Annotated in this window: 21 protein-coding genes; all 21 read right to left on the bottom strand. The window is 31.1% G+C overall.

The annotated features are described in order from the left end of the window. Positions 1 to 89: 89 nt before the first annotated feature. Positions 90 to 914 carry a hypothetical protein gene (locus tag D1816_RS02250; protein ID WP_147405113.1) on the bottom strand — a complete coding sequence of 275 codons (825 nt, stop codon included), beginning with the start codon at positions 912 to 914 and terminating at the stop codon, positions 90 to 92. A gap of 256 nt (positions 915 to 1,170) precedes the next feature. Further along, complete coding sequence (locus D1816_RS02255) at positions 1,171 to 1,767, bottom strand: hypothetical protein (protein ID WP_118501012.1); 597 nt, start codon at positions 1,765 to 1,767, stop codon at positions 1,171 to 1,173. Positions 1,768 to 1,961: 194 nt separating this feature from the next. Beyond that, positions 1,962 to 2,588, bottom strand: a complete 627-nt coding sequence (locus D1816_RS02260; protein ID WP_118501013.1) for a hypothetical protein — start codon at positions 2,586 to 2,588, stop codon at positions 1,962 to 1,964. Between the two features lie 188 nt (positions 2,589 to 2,776). Further along, positions 2,777 to 3,325 carry a hypothetical protein gene (locus D1816_RS02265; RefSeq protein ID WP_118501014.1) on the bottom strand — a complete coding sequence of 183 codons (549 nt, stop codon included), beginning with the start codon at positions 3,323 to 3,325 and terminating at the stop codon, positions 2,777 to 2,779. 213 nt (positions 3,326 to 3,538) lie between these two features. Then, positions 3,539 to 4,153, bottom strand: coding sequence for a hypothetical protein (locus tag D1816_RS02270; RefSeq protein WP_118501015.1), 615 nt, complete (start codon positions 4,151 to 4,153; stop codon positions 3,539 to 3,541). Positions 4,154 to 4,286: 133 nt separating this feature from the next. Beyond that, the gene (locus tag D1816_RS02275; protein WP_118506194.1) at positions 4,287 to 4,823 is read right to left on the bottom strand and encodes a hypothetical protein; all 537 of its coding nucleotides are present in this window, start codon (positions 4,821 to 4,823) and stop codon (positions 4,287 to 4,289) included. 165 nt (positions 4,824 to 4,988) lie between these two features. Next, positions 4,989 to 5,453: a hypothetical protein gene (locus D1816_RS02280; RefSeq protein ID WP_118501016.1), complete on the bottom strand. Its 465-nt coding sequence runs from the start codon at positions 5,451 to 5,453 to the stop codon at positions 4,989 to 4,991. Positions 5,454 to 5,551: 98 nt separating this feature from the next. Beyond that, positions 5,552 to 6,022, bottom strand: coding sequence for a hypothetical protein (locus tag D1816_RS02285; RefSeq protein WP_118501017.1), 471 nt, complete (start codon positions 6,020 to 6,022; stop codon positions 5,552 to 5,554). A gap of 873 nt (positions 6,023 to 6,895) precedes the next feature. After that, positions 6,896 to 7,378, bottom strand: coding sequence for an SRPBCC family protein (locus D1816_RS02295; protein ID WP_118501019.1), 483 nt, complete (start codon positions 7,376 to 7,378; stop codon positions 6,896 to 6,898). 36 nt (positions 7,379 to 7,414) lie between these two features. Further along, a complete protein-coding gene (locus D1816_RS02300) occupies positions 7,415 to 8,032 on the bottom strand; it encodes an SRPBCC family protein (RefSeq protein ID WP_118501020.1) in 618 nt (205 codons plus the stop codon). Positions 8,033 to 8,097: 65 nt separating this feature from the next. Continuing rightward, positions 8,098 to 8,601, bottom strand: a complete 504-nt coding sequence (locus tag D1816_RS02305; RefSeq protein ID WP_118501021.1) for an SRPBCC family protein — start codon at positions 8,599 to 8,601, stop codon at positions 8,098 to 8,100. A 146-nt stretch (positions 8,602 to 8,747) separates the two neighbouring features. Next, positions 8,748 to 9,260: a DinB family protein gene (locus D1816_RS02310; protein WP_118501022.1), complete on the bottom strand. Its 513-nt coding sequence runs from the start codon at positions 9,258 to 9,260 to the stop codon at positions 8,748 to 8,750. A gap of 1 nt (position 9,261) precedes the next feature. Beyond that, the gene (locus tag D1816_RS02315; protein WP_118501023.1) at positions 9,262 to 10,140 is read right to left on the bottom strand and encodes an RNA polymerase sigma factor; all 879 of its coding nucleotides are present in this window, start codon (positions 10,138 to 10,140) and stop codon (positions 9,262 to 9,264) included. A 300-nt stretch (positions 10,141 to 10,440) separates the two neighbouring features. After that, a complete protein-coding gene (locus D1816_RS02320) occupies positions 10,441 to 11,046 on the bottom strand; it encodes a hypothetical protein (protein ID WP_118501024.1) in 606 nt (201 codons plus the stop codon). A 302-nt stretch (positions 11,047 to 11,348) separates the two neighbouring features. Beyond that, complete coding sequence (locus tag D1816_RS02325) at positions 11,349 to 12,014, bottom strand: hypothetical protein (RefSeq protein WP_147405115.1); 666 nt, start codon at positions 12,012 to 12,014, stop codon at positions 11,349 to 11,351. Positions 12,015 to 12,346: 332 nt separating this feature from the next. After that, complete coding sequence (locus D1816_RS02330; protein ID WP_147405116.1) at positions 12,347 to 12,787, bottom strand: hypothetical protein; 441 nt, start codon at positions 12,785 to 12,787, stop codon at positions 12,347 to 12,349. A gap of 212 nt (positions 12,788 to 12,999) precedes the next feature. Continuing rightward, positions 13,000 to 13,347, bottom strand: coding sequence for a hypothetical protein (locus D1816_RS02335; protein ID WP_118501027.1), 348 nt, complete (start codon positions 13,345 to 13,347; stop codon positions 13,000 to 13,002). Positions 13,348 to 13,752: 405 nt separating this feature from the next. Next, entirely contained in the window at positions 13,753 to 14,118 is a 366-nt protein-coding gene (locus D1816_RS02345; protein ID WP_147405123.1) for a hypothetical protein, read from the bottom strand. A 210-nt stretch (positions 14,119 to 14,328) separates the two neighbouring features. Next, positions 14,329 to 15,258, bottom strand: coding sequence for a hypothetical protein (locus D1816_RS02350; RefSeq protein WP_120702484.1), 930 nt, complete (start codon positions 15,256 to 15,258; stop codon positions 14,329 to 14,331). Between the two features lie 256 nt (positions 15,259 to 15,514). After that, positions 15,515 to 15,982: a hypothetical protein gene (locus D1816_RS02355; protein ID WP_066316420.1), complete on the bottom strand. Its 468-nt coding sequence runs from the start codon at positions 15,980 to 15,982 to the stop codon at positions 15,515 to 15,517. A gap of 197 nt (positions 15,983 to 16,179) precedes the next feature. Next, positions 16,180 to 16,800 carry a hypothetical protein gene (locus D1816_RS02360; RefSeq protein ID WP_118501031.1) on the bottom strand — a complete coding sequence of 207 codons (621 nt, stop codon included), beginning with the start codon at positions 16,798 to 16,800 and terminating at the stop codon, positions 16,180 to 16,182. Between the last annotated feature and the right edge of the window lie 149 nt (positions 16,801 to 16,949).

The raw sequence follows: 16,949 nt of genomic DNA on the forward strand, positions 1-16,949 counted from the left end.
ATTTTTTAAATTAGAGCTAACGTTTAATGTAACAAACGTTGCTGACCGGAAGGGCAGTTATGTTTTGTTATATAGTGTTATAAGCTTTTTTATTTTTCAGATTCTAACTTTTCAAGCCTAGATTGTAATTCAAGAAACTTTTTGTTTTGTAGTTTTAATTCTTCTATTTCCTTTTGTTGTTGGATTGTGTATAGGGTCAGTTCTTCAATTTTTTGAAGTAATTGGATGTTCATTTTTGCAAGATAAATCCCATCCTTTTCCATCTCATTGGCAGGAGCAATCTCAGGTAAATGATTATATTCTTTAATAAAAGATTCTACATATTCTAAAGTTGGGAGGTTGTAATCGTTAGCAAATACAAAATCGGCACCGCCACCTATTTGAACTTTAACTTCACTACAAGTTAATTTTCCTCTCATTCCAATATTGCCTCCTATTCCAAAAGAAATAACCCTTCCATTATTATAGTCGTTAAAATATACAGCATCATCTGCAGGGTCATAATCAAATCCCCTTGCCTCTGAAAACCTTATCTTATTTCCCTTAGTGGTCAAATTTCCGTTTAATTCAATATTGCCTCCTATTCCAAAAGAAATAACCCTTCCATTATTATAGTCGTTAAAATATAAAGCATCATTTGTAGGGTCATAATCAAATCCCCTTGCTTCCGAAAACCTTATCTTATTTCCTTTAGTGGTCAAATTTCCATTTAATTCAATATTGCCTCCTATTCCAAAAGAAATGACCCTTCCATTATTATAGTCATTAAAGTATACAGCATCTTTTGTGGGGTCATAATCAAACCCTCTTGCTTCTGAAAACCTTATAGCATTTTCTGGGACATTGAGTTGCCCAATTAATTTTATTGATAATGATAGCAGAAATAAAGTGGATACTAATGTCGTTTTTTTCATTTTTCTTGTTTTTATAGTTGTCTTTATATTAATTGTCATACATCTATAAAATGTTACCTCAAAATTTTGAGAAATTGCTTATAACGTTTAATATATGTGTCGTAGAAGGGCAAAATGTTACCTTGCTTTTTGATTTTTCTGCACATTGGTTGCTAACTTTTACTTTCTGCAGGCATTGCGCCTCGCCAAAAATGCAAGAACTATTCGATTAAACACTTAGCTGCGATGATCACATATATAGTGTTAGACACTGGACTTAATTTTCACTGAAAGTTATAATATTCACAGCAAATACTTTATCAAGTTCAGAAATCAGTTTATCAAGTTTTTCTGAGTTAATAATTTCCAATGAGTGTAAATGATAAAACATTGCATATTGAAATTCATAATTCAAATTTGGGTTTACTTTTTCAAATCTCTTTTCTAAGTATTTATCTCTTCGATTGAATAATTCGTTAATAAATAATTCCATTTCTTTTTTTGAAGGTTCATTTTTATAAAATTCAATTCCTTCATAATCTATACACCTAAGAACAGTTGATGCCATTTTAAAATTAAAAACTCCAAAAGCTCCACCAATAAGGAATATTAAAATTGCTCCATAAATTTTCTCTAGGCTTTCTATGTTGTACATCTTTAAAACAAGAAAAGAAAATATTATTAGTACAAAAAGAACAAAGATTAATAAATAATGTATTGGATTGAATTTTAAAGCAACAAACTCATTAGTTATGTTTTCAAAGGGAATATTTCGACTACTATCTCCAAATGAACTATTTTCAGAAATCTTTAATCCATTTTCTTGAATAAGAAATATTCTTTTTTCTCCTCTATGTTTTTGTTCTAATCTCAATTTTCCTTGTCTTGTGTCTAACGTTTAATATATGTGTCGTAGCAAGGCAGTTTGTTACCTTGCTTTTTGATTTTTCTGCGCACTGATTGCTAACTTTTCATTCTGCAAGCATTACGCCTTACCAAGGCTACAACAACCTTTTGATTCATCGCTTTGCTGCTGTAAGCACATATATCGTGTTGTGAGCTTGCTTTTTATTTTACTTTATAAATCTCTTTGTCAATCAGTTTTCTCAATTCCAAAATTGAAATTCCATCCTTCACAGTTTTTTCTTCGTCCAAGTGAAAAAAATCTACATATCCGATTTTTGTAATTGAATTGAATTCACCAAGAATATTATCCAAATATAGCCAAGCCATAGTTTGGTATTTATCTTTATCCAAGTCCATATTTCTTATAAAGACTCGAATATTTATTTTTTCATTTTCTGCATCTAATTCAGGCAAAATTTCAATATCCGAACTTGGATATTCAAGTCCGTCGTATTTAAATTTTAATTCATCTTTTGGCTGTCTAAATTTTTCGACTATCCAATTCTCAATTTCAGGCTTCGAGTTGTAAAGTTTTTCGGTGTGCGGAATCCCGCTTGGTTTTCCATCTGGTGTGATAATCAAAACATACTTTCCGTCATTGTTTTGAGTTATCTCCGGAAAAAGTAATTCAGAAAATTCGTGAATTTCGTCAGTCAGATTATTGTAAGCTGTGTAGTCGGACAAGTCCGAATTGATAAATTCCTCAAGTGACTTTTTATTTTTCGTGAAGTAATTCCAAAATTTCTCTTCTTTGGTTAATTGCTTTTTCTTTCTTAGAAAATCAAACATTCAGATTTGGTTTTTTCAGCTTGCTCACAACGTTTAATATATGTGTAGTAGCAGTGCAAAATGTTACCCTATTTTCGATTTTTCTGTACAGTGGTTGCTAACTTTTACTTTTTGCAAGCATTTCGCCTTATCAAAAATACAACAACCATTCGATTTATCACCTAGCTGCTATGATCACATATATGGTGTTAGCCTACGTTTTTTATCTCCACAATCTTTTCCGTAGAGATTAGTAATTCCGTTATTATGCTAAACGAAAAATTACTTGGTCTTCTATTTTCTTCCAGAGTATAGTGTATAAATGCTATTTGGATTTTGGATTTGTTCTGAAATTCAAGAATTAGTTCTACAAAACGCTCTTCTTTTTCCATTCTCATTGTGTAGTCGACAACATACTCAAATTCCATACTTTTAAAACTGGAATTCACAACATTTAATCCAACATATTTTTTTAATTCAGAGATGTTTTTATTGTCTAGTTGATACAAATTATCTTGTCCGTATATAGTTTCGACAGATTTGTTTTCCATAACATAGCATTCGAGTTTAGAATTCCAAGCTGTGGAAATAATTCCGGAAGGGAATTTCAATTCAATTCCAGCATCGATTATCCAAATACCTTCGTTTGACAATTCAAAAAAGTTGTCATTAACTTGATAGAAGTTTATTTCCTTTAAAGGTCCTGAAAGGATAATCGATTTTAAAGTTTGTTTTAATTCGTCAATACTTTCTGTCATGTTATATATGTAGACTAACGATTCGTGTATAAAACGTAGCGTACAAAAAGACACTAATTTTTCGGATATACACAGAGCCGAATTTTTATATTTTGTTTTAACTTTTTCTATTTAAAGCCAAATTAAAAATTTGGCGGTTTCAGCAAATAAATCCAAACCTTTCGATTTAGCACTTACTAGCTATGTTTTTATACACCTTGTTACCACACGTTTTTATGCTAATTCTTCGGAAACAATTTCAAGTTTAATTTCATTTTCATTAATCGCCCAGATTTGTAATGTGTCAAAACCATTTCGTTTTACTTTTTCGAAATCAATTTTCTTTTCACTTATCAATTCTATTTCTCCATTTGAGTCAACTTCGTCTCTAAATTCATCTTCGTAATCTATTCCGTTATAAGTCGATATAATCAATTCAAATTTGCTGTTTCCTTCTTCGTCAATGTATATTTTGTCGGTAATTCTATTATTTATTTGCTCGTCAGAATATTTGTCACAAAACATAGCGTTATATCCGTGATTACATCCGTCAAATAATAAGTATTCACTTTTATCATTTGTATCAATCGCAATAATTTTAGCAGGAGCAAAGTCAGTTTCTACGATTAAGTTTTTATAATCAGAGTGAAGTTGTCCGTAATACTTGATTTCGAAAAATGTTTCACCAGTTTTTGATTTAAGTTTACGTCTCCATTCGTGAGAATGTAATTTCTTTGGATTAGAAATATGCTCAACATTTCCTTCAAGAAAAGTCGGTCCTAAAACTCCATTTTCAGTTGTAGAGTTTGAGTTTGATTTTTCTTTTTTGAAGATGTCAAATATTCCCATTTTTTCGTTTTTAGTAATGTGTGGTAACGGTTTGTGTATGGCTTGTTGCGGAATTTTCCGAAGGAAGATTCCGATGAAACACTAAGGTAGCAAATCTGCAATGAATTCCGTTAAGGAATTCAGCCGCAATGAGCTATACACGGTGTTGGGCACTGGCTTTTTTTATTTTCAGTTGATATATTATTCCATAAATCATTCCGATTATTCCGCCAAGATAGCTGAAATTGTGCATTGTTCCAGCTGTCAAAAAACTTTTTCGGTCATTCAATTCAGCTGGTAGATTCCAATTCGTATCCAAGTTTGAGATTATAAACTTACCAACCACAATTCCCACGATTCCAATTCCGATTGCGATTCCCAAAGTACGTATTATTGCTCCAATTGAGCTTTTCCACATAATTTTATAATTCTGCTGAAACATTCCCACAATTCCGATTATCAATCCGAGTAAAAGCCCGAACCACCATGTTGAGGCAATTCCAATTAATCCTGCACTCATACGAGGAAAGTCAAGAGTATATTTAACTGACCAAAATTGTTCAAATTTGAATTCAGTAAAATATTCAGTTGAGATTGAATAGGAAATTTGGTTGTGCAAAAATCCGTAAACCGAAGCGAGAATTATCGATAAAAAAATCACTAAAATTAAAATTCCAATTTTTTTCGCCATTTCGATTTTTAGCTTGTGCCCAACGTTTCTTGTATGGTGCGTTTGCATCCCGCAGGGTGCATATGCATTATACAAATTGTTGGGTTTTAGTTTTTTTATTAGTTCAGTTTTCCATTTGATATCAGACCAGTTCCCTTTAAGGTTATTTCAAGTTTAGGATACGTCTCAGTAATTTTTAAGCAACTCATCAATTTCATTATCGAATTCAGAACCCAAAATAACAGATTTCGGCTCTTTTTGGGTAAGCAATTTTATCAATCCTGTTTTTGTTATCGAGGTATTCTCAATATGAATCAATTCCAATTGCTCAATATCCGATAAAAACTCAATACAATCATTTGTCAATTGAGGGTTGTCCTTGAGTCTTAATTCTCGTAATCGCTTCAATGAATTCAAATTTCTAAGACCATTATCAGTTATTTCTGTTAAATCTAAATCAAGTAATTCTAGTGTTTCTAACTGTCCGATAAATATCAAATGTTTATCAAATAAATCAGAGCTTGATATATTCAAATGCTTTAGATTTTTTAACTGAATCAGTTTATTTAATTCAATGGTCTCAATTTCTCCATAAAATGAAAGATTCAGATAATCCGTATTTATGTTTACTTCTTTATCAATTATCAGCATTTTCTCTAGTTGCTCTTAACTAAACCTAACGTCTCTTGTATGTTGCGTTTGCTTCCCGAAGGGAGCATATGCAATATACAAACTGTTGTGTGTATGTTTTATTTAGTTTCGTCCATTATTTCTTCCTCAACATCATCAACTATTTCTATTGGAGTTTTTTCATCCCAATATTTATTATCCTCAAATAAGTCAACTACACGAATTGCTTTTGGTTTTTTATTATAATTTTTAATCACAAAATCAAAATATATAAAACAATCACAAAGTGTCATTGGATACTCTCCATTATCAGAATGAGGTCTGTCCAACTTGACAATCAATGTATCATTCCGTTCAGTAATATTTTTTAAGTATCCTTCTTTCCATGAACAGTTTATGATATATCCTAATTTCACTTTTAAACCGTCATCTATGGTTTTACTTGTCCGAACTCCGATAGAATCAATCCCACAATCTGTTCTGCATTCAGAAACTTGAAATTTCTCGACCCTTTGATTTATAGGTAGCTCTTTTTCTTTAGCACATCCAAATATTAGAAATATTAGTGATATTATTAGTAGGTTTCTCATTCAGATAATTGTCATTTCCTCGAATTACACACAACGTTTAATATATGTGTCTTAGCGGCACAAAATGTTACCTGACCTTGGACACTTCTGCGCAGATTTTATACATTATTTAGCTTTAAAATCACTGCGTCATCATAAATATACAAGAACCATTTGATTTAGTCTTAATCAGCTATGATCACATATATAGTGTTACAGTACGTACTTTTATATTTCAGCCGCTTTAATTAGAGCCAATATAATTGTCATTGACATTCCAAAAATTGAAGCAATAATGTTATAAATAATCAATTTAGATTTAGTAATTCCATATACTTGATTCCTAATTTTTTTTAAACTCATCAGGATTATGAAAAATACAATTATTAGAAACACAACAATGAGGGCTACAAACTGTGTACTGTCAGTTAAATCACTTTTTTCTGTCGGAAAAATCAGATTTGAGATTAAGAAATAGAAATATGCTTGTATTAATATCCAACCAATTTTTTTGTTAATAAAAATTCCAATGAATGGAATTAGTAATATTATAGCTGGTCTGTAAAAAGAAGTTTCTTTTAAAACGTTGAAATAATTTTTTAATCCGCTTCCAGTTTCCGCAACAAAATTCCAATAAATTGAAGTTTCGATATTTCCTTGGATTAGTCTAAAAATAAATAAACATATAATCAACAGCTTTACTGTCAGGATCAGATAATTATTCTTTATGTATTCCGAAGTCAACTTCATAATGTGCTGTAACCGTTAGTATAAGAGTAGTAGCGGGATTAGTATACAACTACTTTTCGGAAAACAATATACTTAATTAAACGCAAAAACGGCTTGGATTAAAACCAAACCGCTATCACTTTTATACATTGTTAGGCACTGGCTTTATTTTACCAATTTGATTATACTTTCAACCATTTCCACTCTTGCCGTTGTTATAAACCCATCAAATTGTTCTTTGGTCATATTTGGATTTTCCATAAAGTCATAACTAGATGTCCAAACAATCATTGATTTATTGTAGCCTAAATCAACAACTTTTATCATATTGTTCATATTTTTTGCTGGTACGCCTTCTATTACCTGATAAGAATAAGTTCTAGTTTTGTCATCGAAAGCTGTTACTTTTTCTTTAAAGTGCCCTTTTCCATCTGTAGAAGTACAAACTCTTTCACCACCAACACCTTTTGGTCCTTTCCATTGCACTTTAGATACAAAAGATGATAACTCATCAATATTGTCCATTTTACGAATTTGTTCCCAGATCTCATCGGCAGAACTTTCTATTTCTGTTACTAGTGGTGTTTGCGCTTGCAACATACTTGTTAAAGAAATTAATAAGGTAAATAAGACTTTTGCTTTTTTCATTGTTTTGATTTTTAGATGTTAATTAAAATTTATTATTTAAGTTTTGATTATTGTAGCTTTCGGATATCTCTTTTTAATTTCTTTGTATTTGTTTGTCCCTCCAGTTACACGTTCTCTAGTCTCTATATAATGTTTCAGTCCAACAAGAGTTCCAGACATTTGTTTTTTGAATCCACCTTTTGCAATTATTGCAAGAAAAGCAGGTTTTGTTCTAAATTGAAATTCATAAGATGCAGTAGATGTACCATCTCCATTATCTTTAACACGATAGAAAGCCTGAGAATTATCAAAGTTTAGGGGAAGTTTTGCTCCATCAATAACTAAATTACGCATTACCATATTTTCGCTATCGATTTCTGCAATACGCTCCTTAGACCATTGTGTTCCTTTTTCATTAAAATTACACTTACGCTCGGCTCCTAATTTTCCATTTAAAGAACCGTTGGTGTACTCAGACGTATATATGTATGGTGAGAAGTTTGATATTTCTCCATAATCTAAAACCATTACTTCCCATACGCGTTCTGCAGGTGCATCTATTTTCATTTCTACTTTAACTGTACGGAATTTTTTCTCCATACTTTGTGCTGTCATTATTGTGCTTACTAGCGTAAACATAGCTAGTGTGACTATTGATTTTATTGTGATTTTCATTTTATCTGTTTTAAAAATTGTTATTTATAAGCTTTCGCGAAAGCTTGTTTGATTTTGTTTTTTTATTATGCAGATTTATTGCCTTTTTTCTTGTTGAATTTTGCATCAGATTTTTTCTTAACGTCTGTTTGTCTTCCTGTTTCGACATAATGTTTTAAATCAATCATCGTTTGATTAATGTCTTTTTTCATCTTTGGCTTAATTAACCATCCCATTAATGCAATTGGAATTTTAGCAAATGCCATATTTAGATTCATTGTGACCTCTGTAGTATTTATACTAGTAGGTTTCAATTTCCATTTAGCTACGCCAGATTTAATCATTGCAGGCATACCATCTAAATGATATTGAAGTGTCATATCTTTTTCATTTACACTATCTACAATCTCACTTACTTCTCCAAAAGAAGAATGACAACTACGACCACCAAACTCATTTACAGTGTCTTTTCTCATTTCTGAAGTATTTACTGTACTTGCCCAATCACAAGCCTTTCCATATTGTCCCCAAAGGACCTCCCAAACTTTAACAGCTGCTGCATCAATTTGTATTGTTTTGTTTATTTCCATTTCTAATAGTTTTGTGCACGCTTTATGAAAACACGCTTGTTTAACTTGCTATGTTTTACTTAGATTCAGAATTGATGTAGCTGTGACAACTTTGCATAAAAAAAGCCCTAACAATTGTTAAGGCTTAAAAGAATTAATAAGTGAAACTACCAGGCAATATAGTCTGGCGCTTTGATTTTATTTAATCGCAAATATAAAATTGCTTGCGCTCTGTGATGCGTAATGTGATCGTTTGTGAGGTTAAGGATTTTTCTTCTGGTCATTCTGCCAGCCCAAAAAGAAACAGACTCTTCAAATTTCGATTCATCTGTATTTTTTAATGCGATTTTTACTGCATTAAATTGACTTTTCAAATAGTCCAAGACTTCTTCTTTACTATTTGTATCTCCTTTGAACTTTGAATGTTCTACATCTATTGCAGATTTTGAATGGTAGGTCATTGCCATTGCAAGGTGTTCTATCTGCTCTCCAAAGGTTCTTATTTCAGTATTCGGTCTAAAACTGTACTTATCCATAGGCATCTTTTCGGCTACCTCAATAGTATAGTTTATAATGTTAGACCATTTTTTAAGGAACTCATTTTTAAATGTTGTTTGTTGTGCTGTCATAGAAAACCAAAAAGTAATTAATAATACGATTAATGATGATAAAGTTTTCATATTAGTTAAGTTTCATTAAATTCTTAATATGATCATTGTTTACAATATCCCGTAAGAATGTCTCTTTATCAAAATCTTGTTTGTACGGTAAGTTGCTATACAATCTTGAATACTTTTCATCTATGATGTCCATCATTTCATCAGTATCAGGTTTTATTCGCTCTTTAAAACTTGCATATTCATCTCTATTAAACAGCAAATTTTTACTATCAATGATTTTATTATCAAGAGCAAATTTTACTTTTTTATGACATCTACACGGATTTGATTTATTGACTAATCCGCACTTATTATTCATAAAATTAAAAAGGTCTTTTCGAGATCTTGATAATCTCTGACGAAAATTATCTTTAGATATTTCTAATATTTCTGAACCTATACTATGGTCTGCATTAAACATTTCTCCCAATATGTAAACCAATCTTTGTTCTCTAGTTAAACACAATAACATACCATTCATACACGAATAGTTCATCTCTTTTATAAAAGCTTTGTTTTCTTTCTTTTCAGTTTCAGACATTTCTGAATCTGGTGTTTGGTCTAGTCCTTTAGCCATAGCATCAAAATTCGTGAATAAGCTCTCACTTGATTTACGTTTGCTTACTAAAAAGTGATTTGCAACTATGCGATATGACCAAGTTCTAAAAGAGCTTTCTCCTCTAAACTGGTTTAACTTCGTAATAACTTTAATGAGTGATTCTTGAGTAAGGTCTTCTGCATCTGATGGATTTCTAACCATCTTCCAAGCAACGTTATATATGAAAGGCTGATGTTTTAATATGAGATTTTCTAACGCCTGCTTATCTCCATTTTTAGCTAATGAAACTAATTCTATATCGGTCTTACCCCCGCTGTATTCTTTTAAAAAAGGATTTTTCATAATCTTGTAGTTTATAACTTAGATTCTAAAACATCTAATGTGTGACAACTTCATAGTAAAATAATGAAATTAAGATTAGTAGAGATTAGTCAGCTTTTTTCCGAAAGATATTTTTTGCTTGTGTCTAACGCCAAATATATGAATGGGAGCAAGGCAAGCAAGCTTGAACCAATCGATCTATCTGCGCATTTTTATTTCTTGATTAATTTATAAAAATCTAGCGCCACCACAAAAAGGGAATGACCTCTCGATCTAACACTAAACTTTGCTCTGATTTTATATATAATGTTACCACACGTTTCATTTTTTTTCCATTAGTGTCATTCCATAGAAGTATTTTCCTTTTGGTAATCGGTCGCGAAATTTGGTGAAATTTTCCCAAAGATCGAATTCAGAGTTAATTGATTTTAAAATTTCTCGAACTTTTAAAACTTCGGGAATTATGTCATCTTTATAATAAAAATCGGATTCAGGCTCCCAATATGAGTAATTCCATTCAGTTCCGCTTTTTATTACGGAAAAAGAGATAGTTGTTCCGTCTAATCCTTGAATGCAATTCTTAGTATCCTTACAGTCTGGAATATTTTCAAAATCCTTTTTCAGTAAATCAGATATTAATTTTTCAACCATCAAGTTCGGGATTTTAATTTTTTGAGTAATTAATTTATTTATGTGATGTTTCCTATTCGCTTTCCATATAGTATTTGTAAGACTTCCATTAAATTTTCCACTTTTAAATTCGGTTAGTTCCACAATTTGATAGTTATCAACTTGAATTCGATAAATTCGTTTGTGTAATATACTATTATACTCGGTCAGTTTCAATTCAGTTTTCCAGTCATTTTGAGCAGTTAAAAAATTTGTGATTAGAAGTACTAAAACCAAAATGTAAAATGACTTTTTCATCGTTATGATTATTTTCTCAAATATATTTATAGTTTAAGTTTTGGAATAATATAAATGAGCAAACGCATAATTTCAATTAGGGAATGATTTGATTTTTTAAATGTGTGGTAACGTTTAGCTATGCGTAGTGCGGAAGCAAAAAATCACTGATTTTCAATCTAACACTTAGCCAAAGTTTATGTTTTGTTTTTATATTTTTTTAAAATACTAAATTTAAATCTTTGGCGACAAACCAAATTAGCAATAACTTTTCGATTAATCACAAAACCCGCATTATCGCATAGGTTTTGTTACCACACGTTTTATTCCCAGAATTCATATTCAAAATATCTTGGCACATATCCGCGAATACTTTTCAAAAGTCCGTTGTCGTAATACTTATAAATTAGTTGGTATTGGTTTATTCGGTCGTTCATAAATTTCGAATAGATATCGGACTTTATAAGTTGGTCTTTTTCGTTGAAAGAATTTGTAATAGTATTGTCGTCGTTAAATTTTTCTAGATCCTTATAATCTTTATAGGAGATTGTGTTTGAAATTCCGTTAATAGTATCCACCATTTTTTTAAGTTTTGGCTCAAAATAATATCCATAAAACCTTTTCACATAAAAGTCATTGTCGTATTCTTTAGTCTTATGATATACGATAATCGAATCATTTTTTCTTGTGGTTGTAGATTCATAAGGTTGATAACTATACGACGTTTCATAGACAAAATTTCCCAAATTCTTTCTGGAAAAAGTCAATTTTTCACTACTCTCATATTTAAAAATTATAGAATCCCGTCCAATCGAATCTGTTATTTTAACCAGTTGATTTTTTTTGTTATAGTCAAACAGATTTATTTTTTCAATCCATTTTCTTTTCCGTGTCTTTCGATTATACGAGGCACTATATTTTGTCGAGCGTATTCTTTTTCCAGTTCGGTCAAATTCTATGATTTCAGATAAGTCTTTTGGTGAATTCATATAGACAAATATTTTCTTTACTTGTCGGTTTGTATAAATACTGTCAGGTTGCCATCTATTTTCAATCTGTCCAAAACTGAATATTGGAATAGAAATAAAGATTAAAAAAAGAATTCTGTTCATTTTATCCAATTCGGTTTTTCAAATGTGTGGTAACGTCTCGGCTATGATTAGTGCGGGAATTAAAAGTAGTAAACTTTCGATTGAGCACTTAGCCAAAACTTTTTATTTTGTTTTAATTTTTTCATTTTAAAAGCCAAATCAAAAGATTTGACGGAAATATACCCATACTTAGCGTTAAGCACCAAAATCCGTATTAATTATAGCTATTGTTACCTGGTGGCTTTTTTCACGTTAATTCCGACAGTATGAATGTTAATCGTTTCAAAAAAGTCAATTACATATCTGTCATCTACCCGAAATAGTTCATTTCCGTTCTGCTCAACTTTTAATTCTACAAGGTTTTCTTTTAAAATAAGAGCTTCGTTTGGGTTTGTCAGAGTAAAATTCAAATCGTGTCCAATCCAAAGTGCTTGTCCGCTTTTCAATTCACACGTAATGATTTTATTTTCAGAATCAGTTTTACGTTCAGTTTTATATTCGAAGGCTTTTTTTATTTCACGAGAATCAAAATCCGAGTCAAATTCCATAATTCTAGGGTCAGTCACGAAAGCTTTTCCATATGGTCCAGATTCATACGTAACAATAATTGGCTTGTCAGTTGTATTGAAAATATAAAAATCAGTGTTGTAAGAACAACTCGTTAAAGTCAATAATAATATTAGTCCGATTATTTTTCGCATTTCTGTTTTCAGATTGCAGGTAACGTTTAATATATGTGTTGTAGCAGGGCAAAATGTTACCCTATTTTTCGGTTTTTCTGCGCATTGGTTGCTAACTTTTACTTTTTGCAAGCATTGTGTCTTACCAAAAATACAAGAACCATTCGATCCATCAATTAGCTGCTATGATCACATATATGGTGTTACCCAACGTTTTTAATTCCAATTTTGTTTTCAATCCAATCGTGGAAATATATTACTAATCCAATTATGAGATGAAAACCAATTAATATTTGTCCAAGTAATTCTGTTGAACCTTTTGAATATATTCCTAATAGTCCAGTAACAATATGATAAACCATCAAAAGGAAAAGTCCTATGTTGGATTTACTATTCATAACCCATAAAATCAGAATTAACTGAACTGCAAGTCGTCCAATTTGATAGGGTAACCTTTCAGTTCCCACTTTATTATATACCAAAATTATTAATACAAGTTCAATAATTATTGTCAGAATGATTGCCGAAGTTAAAACAGGTCTTTCTTTCATTAATTAGCTTGTTTTTTTACGAAAACTACACAAGAAATAGTTGTCAAAATTAAAAGCCCAATTGTACCAAAAAGAATCAGGTTCAACCACATCACAACATCGTGAAAACCTGGGGCTAGCAATTTCAATAATGATTCTGCAGAAAAGAACAAAATTAGGGTTAGGATTATAAATGATATCAGGTGAATTAATATAATTTTTCTTTTCTTCATTCAATTTGATATGTTGGGTAACGTTTAATATATGTGTCTTAGCAGGGCAAAATGTTACCTTGCTTTTTGATTTTTCTGAGCATTGGTTGCTAACTTTTCCATTCTGCAAACATTGCGCCTTACCAAAAATACAACAACCATTCGGTTCATCACTTAGCTGCTATGATCACATATATCGTGTTTTAAACAGTTTTTAACATCCACAATACATATCAATTTTCGTATTGTTTTCCGTTTCTTTTATTTCGTAATAACAGCCAACTCCATTGTCAGTCGGTCCAAATTTGGTTTTATCCGAATTCCATCCGTGTTCTATGTCCATTGGGGAACTTTTGAAAATTAATTCAACACATTGAATTAGGTTTTGTTTGTCGGTTTTCGGTAAAGTTAGTTTTGTTGTTATTCCACCAGCTTCTCTACATTGCTCTTCCGAGTATACAATTCCGTTTTCAAATTTTTGTTTAAAAGCACAAATGTCATAATCGGGATAGTCATACTTTTTAACTTCTAATTTTTTAGATTCCGCCTTGTAATTCCGATTTAGATACAAGTATGTCACGTCTTGCGTATAATTTGTCTTTTTCAATTTCGCATTCAGTTCCGCAACGTTTGGTTTTTTCAGCTCAAAATCTTGTGCGTTACCGAAAATTGGTAAAATCAGAAATATTAATATTGCGAATCTCGATTTCATAATTGTTTACAACGGTAAATATAACAAACCTTGTTGTCCCGAAGAGCAACTATGTTTTGTTATATAATGTTATAAGCTTTACTTTTTAGATTCTAGTAATTGTTTTACCAAAGATTTTAATTCGTTAATTTCCTTAGTTTGTTTTTCCAATATTTTGATTTTTTTCTCTTGAGAAATTGTATAAAGAGTCAGTTCTTCTATTTTTTGAAGTAATTGTATTTGAAACTCTCCAATATTTACACCATTTTTTTCCATTTCTCTGGCAGAAGCTATTTCTGGTAAATGTTTTTTCTCTTTAATGTGATTTTCAATAAATTCAAGCGTTGGTAAATCATAATTATTTTCAAATACGAAATCAGCCGTTGGAGTTAGACTTATTTTTACTTCTTTTGATTCTAACTTGCCATATATGACAACATTTCCATTATCTGCAAAAATTACATTTGGTTCTCCAGTTTGTCCGTGCCTAAAGTATAAGTCTTTATTGGTTTGGTTTCGCGAGTGGTAAATATTCCATCCAGAATATCCCGCACCAAATCCAGCAACTCCACCTGCTATTTCAAGTTTTGCCATTCCAGCATGTTGATTGGTAAAAATTCTAGCGTGAGATAGTCCGTCAAATCTATAAACCTCCAAGTTAGCATTAGGATTTTTTACTCCAATTCCTAAATTACCATTATCGGTAAAAACAATATTGGGGTCTCCAGTTTGTCCATGTCTAAAGTATAGGTCTTTGCTTGTTTGATTTCTTGAATGATAAATATTCCATCCAGAATATCCAGTACCAAATCCAGCAACTCCACCTGCTATTTCAAGTTTTGCTATTCCAGCATGTTGATTGGTAAAAATTCTAGCGTGAGATAGTCCGTCAAATCTATAAACTTCCAAGTTGGCTGTTGGGTTTGTCGTTCCTATTCCTACATTTCCTGTTGATTCAATTTTGTTATTCTGTGCCATAAGTCCAATAGAACTCCCTATAATCATCAGTGATAATATTATTTTCTTCATTTTAATTTTGTTTATGAATGATGTATAAGAGTAAGTGTCTTATTTATATGAAATGTTACCCCCTATATTTTGAGAAATTGCTTATAACGTTTAATATATGTGTCGTAGCAGAGCAAAATGTTACCTGCTTTTCGATTTTTCTGCGTATTGGATGCTTACTTTTACTTTCTGCAAGCACTGCGCCTTACCAAAAATACAACAACCATTGGATTGATCACTTTGCTGCTATGATCACATATATGGTGTTGTGGCCAGTTTATTTATTTAATCTTGTTATCATAATCATAATATTCCAGAGAGAGAATAAGTCATTTCCTTTTTTCGTAATAAAAATCGTTTCTTTCCCGTCAAATTCGATAACTAACAATTCGCGTTCGTTGCGTTTTTTAATTTTTTTGAGCTTAGTTTCGCCAGCTTCTGCTTTTTCGAAATATTCTTTCCGATTTTTAGAATCCACATCTTCAATTGCATCTAATTTTACAGAGTTGAATTTTGTTCCATCATACCCAATAATTCTTTTTGTTCCCAATGCTGTCCAATTATTATTTGAATCCGTAAATAGTAAGATTATTTTTCCGCTATCTTTTTCGTCAAAATGATTTAAGTATTTCATTTTGACTTCGTCAGTCAAGTTCTCAAATAAAAATGCAGTTTTATTCGGCAGATTATGTTGAGAAGCTCTCCACTTAATTCTATCTTCTATAAATTCGACTGTTTTTCGCATTCAGTTTAATTGGCTACAACGTTTAATATATGTGTCGTAGCATAGCAAAATGTTACCTTGCTTTTCGGTTTTTTTTTGCGCATTGGTTGCTAACTTTTACTTTTTACAAGCATTGCGCCTTACCAAATATACAAGAACCATTCGATTCATCACTTTGCTGCTATGATCACATATATGGTGTTGTAGTATGTATTTTGTTATTTTCGATACGCAATCATTTCCATTGGTCCAGTTGGGATTGCATAAAGTTTTAATAATTTAGTCGAAACTTCCTTTATTGCGAAAGAAACATCTCTTTTTCCATTAGAATATATTGACACAAAAAATGTAGAATCAATTTGTTCAATCATTTTTTTCTCACCTTCTTTTCTTTTAAATAATTCTAAACGTTCTTTATCCCAAAGTTCTTTGTTAAATTCAAATTCCGATTCTCGTCCGTTTTCTGTCAGGACGAAAGTCAGTTTTTCAATATCTTCTTTTTTCAGAGTTGTGATTGTCGGTTTAAGTCGATAAAAATCAAACTCAAAAACAGCATTTTTATCGTTTGACTTTCCGTTGACAAACCATTTTATATGATTTTCATTGACAATTTCGTACTTAGAGGTTTTCTCATTGTTGTAGTTCAATAAATCTCCATTTTCCATTTTCAATGTTGATGCTTTTTCGTTGAGCGAAAAATCCATATAAATGTCAACTTTGTTGCCGTTGATTTCCAAAAGTTGAAAACCAGGATAACTCTTTTTTTCATTTCCAGAATCAACGTCTTTCAAAATCCATTTTCCGCTTAAATTTTGTCCAATAACTGAATTAGAAATCATTATTCATATTATGAAGATTGTTGCTTTTCTCATATATGCTACAACGTTTAATATATGTGTCGTAGCAGAGCAAAATGTTACCTTGTTTTTCGATTTTTTTGCGCATTGGTTGCTAACTTTAACTTTCTGCAAGCATTGCGTCTAACCAA

It is taken from the genome of Aquimarina sp. AD10 (assembly GCF_003443715.1).
GTDB classification, from domain to species: domain Bacteria; phylum Bacteroidota; class Bacteroidia; order Flavobacteriales; family Flavobacteriaceae; genus Aquimarina; species Aquimarina aggregata.